This is a genomic window from Modestobacter sp. KNN46-3 (assembly GCF_011039295.1).
The window spans coordinates 1-5,402 of sequence record NZ_JAAKGN010000235.1; the positions used below are offsets into that span (position 1 = coordinate 1).

Sequence of the window (5,402 nt, forward strand, 5' to 3'; positions counted from 1 at the left end):
GACTGCGGCACCGCGCTCACCCTGCGCCTTCCGGCACCCAGACCTGGGGCGCCTGCTCGGTGAAGAACCGGTTGGTGACCGCCTCGCTGGCGGCTGAGCAGGTGCGCTGCAGCTCGTCCAGCCGGGCCGGCAGCCGCGCCAGGATCTCGTCGGTCTGCATGAACTCCAGCATCGTCCGGGCCCGGCCGACGATCCGGTGCGCCTCACCGGCGACGCCGATCCGGTGACCCTCGCGCACGTTGGCCCGCTCCAGCTCCGCCAGGCACCCCTCCGCCCGCTCCAGCGAGGCGAACACCGAGCGCGGGAAGAGCCGGTCCAGCAGCAGGAACTCCGCGGCCCGGCTGGAGTTGACCGCGCCGCGGTAGGTGCGCAGGTAGGGCTCGTAGGCGCCGGTCGAGCGCAGCACGAGGGTCCAGGACGGCGCGGCGTCACCGGCCAGCACCCGGGTCGAGAGCATCCGGGCGGTCATGTCGACCCGCTCCAGCGAACGCCCCAGGATCAGGAACAGCCAGCCCTCGTCGCGGCTCATCGTGGCGTCGGCGAGGCCGAAGACCATCGCCGACCGCTCCCGGACGAACCGGAACAGCGAGTGCGGGCCGTACCGGCGGGCCATCGTGCGCTGCTGCGGCAGCGCGTTGTGGGTGACGTTGAGGGACTCCCAGATCTCCGCCGAGAGCACCTCACGCGCGCCGCGGGCGTTCTCCCGGGCGGCCGACAGCGCTCCGGTGATGGAGCTCGGGCTGGCCCGGTCGAAGGCCAGGGTGGCCAGCACCCGCTCGGTGTCGGCCTCCTCGGGCGGGCAGGGCGCACCCATCAGCGCCAGCAGGTTGGCGCAGGCCCGCTGCTCGTCGATCCACGGGTCCTCGACCAGCCGCTGGGTGTGCACGTCGAGGATCCGGGCGGTGTCGTCGGCGCGCTCGACGTAGCGCCCGATCCAGAACAGCGACTCCGCGATCCGACTCAGCACGGCGCACCGTCCCCCTGGGCAGAAATGGCCATTGCTGCCTCTCCCGTCCGGCCGTCACCTGCCCGACGTCGGGCAGAAATGGCCATTTCTGCCGCCTGCTGCTGTTGCTGGGACTGGGCGAGGGCGTTGTCGTTGGGCGGGCCCGGGTCCTGGGCCGGCGGCTCGACCGGCAGGTCCTCGGTGGTGAACTCGATCCGGGTGACGTCGTGCTCGGGTGCCGGCTCGACCGCGGGGCGCGGCGCGCTGATCACCCAGGTGTCCTTCGAGCCGCCGCCCTGGCTGGAGTTGACCACCAGCTCGCCCTCGGGCAGCGCCACCCGGGTCAGCCCGCCGGGCAGCACCCAGACGTCGGTGCCGTCGTTGACCGCGAACGGCCGCAGGTCGACGTGCCGCGGGGCGATCCGGCCGTTGATCAGCGTCGGGGACGTCGAGAGGCCGATCGGCGCCTGCGCGATCCAGTCCCGCGGGCTGCTGCGCACCTTGACCGCCAGCTCCTCCAGCGTCCGCTCGTCCGCCCGCGGCCCGATCACGATGCCCTTGCCGCCCGAGCCGTCGACCGGCTTGAGCACCAGCTGGTCGAGCGAGGCGAGCACCCACTCGACGGTGTCGGGCTCGTCGAGCCGGTGGGTCTCGGCGTTGGCGAGCACCGGCTCCTCGCCCAGGTAGTACCGGATGAGGTCGGGCACCCAGGTGTAGAGCAGCTTGTCGTCGGCGACGCCGTTGCCCACCGCGTTGGCGATGGTCACCCGGCCGGCGCGGGCGGCGTTGAGCACGCCGGCGCAGCCGATCACCGAGTCGGAGCGGAAGTGGACCGGGTCGAGGAACTCGTCGTCGATCCGGCGGTAGATGACGTCGACCCGCTGCTGGCCGTCCGTCGTCCGCATGCTGACCTGACCGCCGGAGCACACCAGGTCCCGTCCCTCGACCAGCTCCACGCCCATCTGCCGGGCCAGCAGCGCGTGCTCGAAGTAGGCGGAGTTGTAGACGCCGGGGGTGAGCAGCACGACCGTGGGGTCGCTGACGCCGGCCGGTGCCGAGGCCTTCAACGCGGCGAGCAGCCGGCCCGGGTACTCCGCGACCGGCTGCACCCGGTGGTCACCGAACAGCTCCGGCAGCACCGAGGTCATCGCCGCCCGGTTGGTGATCACGTAGCTGACGCCCGACGGCGAGCGGAGGTTGTCCTCCAGCACCCGGAAGTCGCCGGCCTCGTCGCGCACCAGGTCGATGCCGCTGACGTGCACCCGGACGCCGTTGGGCGGCACCAGCCCGTGCGCGGCCCGGTGGAAGTGCGCGCTGGTGGTGACCACGGAGCGCGGCACGATCCGGTCGGCGAAGACCTCGCCGGCGCCGTAGACGTCGGCCAGGAACGCCTCCAGGGCCCACACCCGCTGGGCCACCCCGCGCTCGATCACCGACCACTCCTGGTGGCCGATCACCCGGGGCACGATGTCCAGCGGGAAGGGCTGCTCCTCACCGGCGTGCGCGAAGGTCACCCCGGCGTCGCGGTAGGTCTGCGAGAGGACGTCGGCCCGGGCGGCCAGCTCCTCCCCCGACATCGGCTGCAGCGAGCTGAACAGGCCGGTGTAGGGGGCGCGGGGCTGGCCGGGGGCCGCGAACATCTCGTCCCACTGCTGCCCGAGCGGGTAGCCGTCGAAGAGGTCCGCCATGCGACGAACCTAGACAGGGCCTGTGTCCCGCGCGTTTCGACGGCGCCCGCCCGCGACCCGGCCGGTGGGCGGCGCCCGCTGCTACGCCGAGGCGCGCCGGACGAGCGAGGTGCGGCACACCCGGGACTCCACCGCCTCCCCCGCGCCCTCGATCTGGCGCAGCAGCAGTTCGGTGAGCAGCGGGGTCATGTCGGCCAGCGGCTGGGCGATCGTGGTCAGCGGCGGGTCGCACCGGGTGGCGACGGCGGCGTCGTCGAAGCCGACCACGGCGACGTCCTCGGGCACCCGCCGCCCGGCGAGGCGCAGGGCACTCAGCGCCCCCACCGCCATCGGGTCCGAGGCCACGAAGACCGCGTCCAGCCCGGGGTCGCGACCCAGCAGCGACTCCATCGCGCGGGCACCGCCGGCCTCGGTGAAGTCGCCCTCCGCCTCCAGCTGCGGGAACGACTGCAGCCCGGCCGCGGCCAGCGCCGCCCGGTGGCCGGCGAGCCGGTCGACCCCGGCGATCATGTCCAGCGGCCCGGTGATGGTGGCGATCCGACGGCGCCCGGTGGCGATCAGGTACGCCGTGGCGACCTCGGCACCGCCCCGGTTGTCGGCGTCGACGTAGGCCACCGCCCGGTCGTCGAAGGGCCGCCCGCACATCACCAGGGGCACCCCGGCCTCGGCGAGGATGTCGGGCAGCGGGTCGTCGCTGTGCACCGACATCAGGATGGCGCCGTCGACGTGACCCTGGCGGGCGTAGCGGCCGATCTTCTGCTGCTCGCGTTCGTCCTGGGCGGTCAGCAGCACCAGGTTCAGGTCGGTGTCGGCCAGGGTGGCGGAGACACCACGCACGATGCTGGCGAAGAAGGGGTCGGAGAAGACCTGGGTGTTGGGCTCGTTGAGCACCAGCGCGATGGTGTCGGTGCGCCGGGTGACCAGGCTGCGGGCCATCCGGTTGGGCACGTAGCGCAGCTCGGCGATCGCCGACCGCACCGCCTCCCGGGCCTCCGGGCTCACCCGCGGTGAGTCGTTGACGACCCGGGACACCGTGGCGCGGGACACGCCGGCGAGCACGGCGACCTCGTCCAGCGTCGGCACCGCGGCGCGCGGGGTCGTGTCGGTCAATGTGTCTCCAGTGCTCGGGCCAGTGTGCTCATGGTGCACCGTGAGAGCGCTCTCCAACAGTCCGGGGGCGTTATCCAGCTGTTACTTGACAGCCGGTTGTGGCCCAGACCACTCTGTGCACCACGGCCGTGAGAGCGTTCTCACGCCCCCGGTGGACGATGCAGTGGAGCACGCGTCCCGGGACGACCCAGGAGGTCAGATGTTCCATTCCTCAAAGAGCAGGGCGGCGTGGGGAGCGGCACTGGCCGCGGTCCTGCTGACCGCCGGCTGTGGCGGTTCCGACGACGCGAGCGCCGACGCCGCCGACTACGACCCGGACGCTCCGGTCACCCTGACCGTCGGCACGTTCGGCACCATGGACCTGGACAACGCGGGGCTCTACGACGAGTACATGGAGCTCCACCCGAACGTCACCATCAAGCAGAACAACGTCGCCCAGTCCGCCGCGTACTACAAGTCGCTGCAGACCCGGCTGGCCGCGAACTCGGGGCTGGACGACATCCAGGCCCTGGAGATCGGCTTCATCGCCGACGTGGTGCGCAACCACGCCGACGCCTTCGTCGACTTCGCCGCAGAGGAGAACGCCGACGAGCTGGAGGGCAACTTCTACGACTGGAAGTGGGGCCAGGCCTCCACCGCCGACGGTGCCACGATCGCCCTCGGCACCGACATCGGCCCGCAGGCGATGTGCTACCGCAAGGACCTCTTCGAGCAGGCCGGCCTGCCCACCGACCGGGCCGAGGTCGCCGAGCTGTGGCCGACCTGGGACGCCTACATCGAGGTTGCCGAGCAGTACATGGCCTCGCCCACCAAGCCCGCCGACAGCGCGTTCGTCGACAGCCCGGCGAGCATCTTCTCCTCCTCGGTCTACCAGGGCGACCTGGCCTACAACGACGAGGAGGGCAACCCGATCCCGGCCGAGAGCGACGGCGTGCAGCAGGCGTGGGACTACGCCAGCCAGGCCGCCGACGAGGGGCTGACCGCCAACCTCAGCCAGTTCGGTGACGAGTGGAACGCCGCCTTCTCCAACGGTGCGTTCGCCACGATCGCCTGCCCGGCGTGGATGCTCGGCTACATCAACTCCCAGATGGGTGAGGCCGGGGCCGGCCTCTGGGACATCGCTCCGCTGCCCGGCGCGGACGAGAGCGCCAGCAACTGGGGCGGCTCCTTCCTCGGCGTCCCGGCCGACGGCCCGAACGTCGAGGCGGCCAAGGACCTCGCCGAGTGGCTGACCGCCCCGGAGCAGCAGGTGAAGATGTTCACCCGCGCCGCGCACTTCCCCTCCAGCCCCCAGGCCGCGGAGGACCCGGAGGTCCAGGGTGCGGCCAACGAGTACTTCAGCGGCGCCCCGACCGGGGAGATCTTCGGTGAGTCGGCGGCGAACATCCAGCGCACCCCGATCGGCCCGTACGACACCCAGATCCAGGAGGCGTTCACCACGGCGCTGACCGACATCGCCTCAGGCGGTGCGGACCCCGACGAGGGCTGGAACGACGCACTGAAGGCCGCGCAGCAGGCAACCGGCGGCTGAGCCCGGCTGGACGAGCTGCAGCGCACCTGCTCAGCCGCCAGCGAGGCGGTCACCAACCGGTTCTTCACCGAGCAGGCGCCCCAGGTCTGGGTGCCGGAAGGCGCAGGGTGAGCGCGGTGCCGCAGTC

Annotated in this window: 4 protein-coding genes; 1 reads left to right on the plus strand and 3 read right to left on the minus strand. The window is 72.2% G+C overall.

All coding sequences use genetic code 11. The features are described from left to right. Positions 1-16 precede the first annotated feature (16 nt). The 3 genes from G5C62_RS25425 to G5C62_RS25435 all read right to left on the minus strand — a co-directional run bounded on the left by G5C62_RS25425 (position 17) and on the right by G5C62_RS25435 (position 3,744). The gene (locus G5C62_RS25425; RefSeq protein ID WP_036335131.1) at positions 17-967 is read right to left on the minus strand and encodes an alpha-E domain-containing protein; all 951 of its coding nucleotides are present in this window, start codon (positions 965-967) and stop codon (positions 17-19) included. Further along, positions 961-2,634: a circularly permuted type 2 ATP-grasp protein gene (locus G5C62_RS25430; protein WP_241176131.1), complete on the minus strand. Its 1,674-nt coding sequence runs from the start codon at positions 2,632-2,634 to the stop codon at positions 961-963. Before G5C62_RS25430 ends, G5C62_RS25425 begins: the two co-directional genes overlap by 7 nt. Positions 2,635-2,715: 81 nt before the next feature. After that, the gene (locus tag G5C62_RS25435; RefSeq protein WP_164703201.1) at positions 2,716-3,744 is read right to left on the minus strand and encodes a LacI family DNA-binding transcriptional regulator; all 1,029 of its coding nucleotides are present in this window, start codon (positions 3,742-3,744) and stop codon (positions 2,716-2,718) included. 199 nt (positions 3,745-3,943) lie between these two features. Here G5C62_RS25435 and G5C62_RS25440 point away from each other — a divergent pair, with 199 nt between their 5' ends. Beyond that, positions 3,944-5,275, plus strand: a complete 1,332-nt coding sequence (locus G5C62_RS25440) for an ABC transporter substrate-binding protein (RefSeq protein WP_164703202.1) — start codon at positions 3,944-3,946, stop codon at positions 5,273-5,275. Positions 5,276-5,402: the final 127 nt, after the last annotated feature.

Excerpts from the sequence above, each read along its gene's own strand:
- G5C62_RS25430 (WP_241176131.1), bottom strand. The coding sequence starts at position 2,634 with ATGGCGGACCTCTTCGACGGCTACCCGCTCGGGCAGCAGTGGGACGAG.
- G5C62_RS25440 (WP_164703202.1), top strand. The coding sequence starts at position 3,944 with ATGTTCCATTCCTCAAAGAGCAGGGCGGCGTGGGGAGCGGCACTGGCC.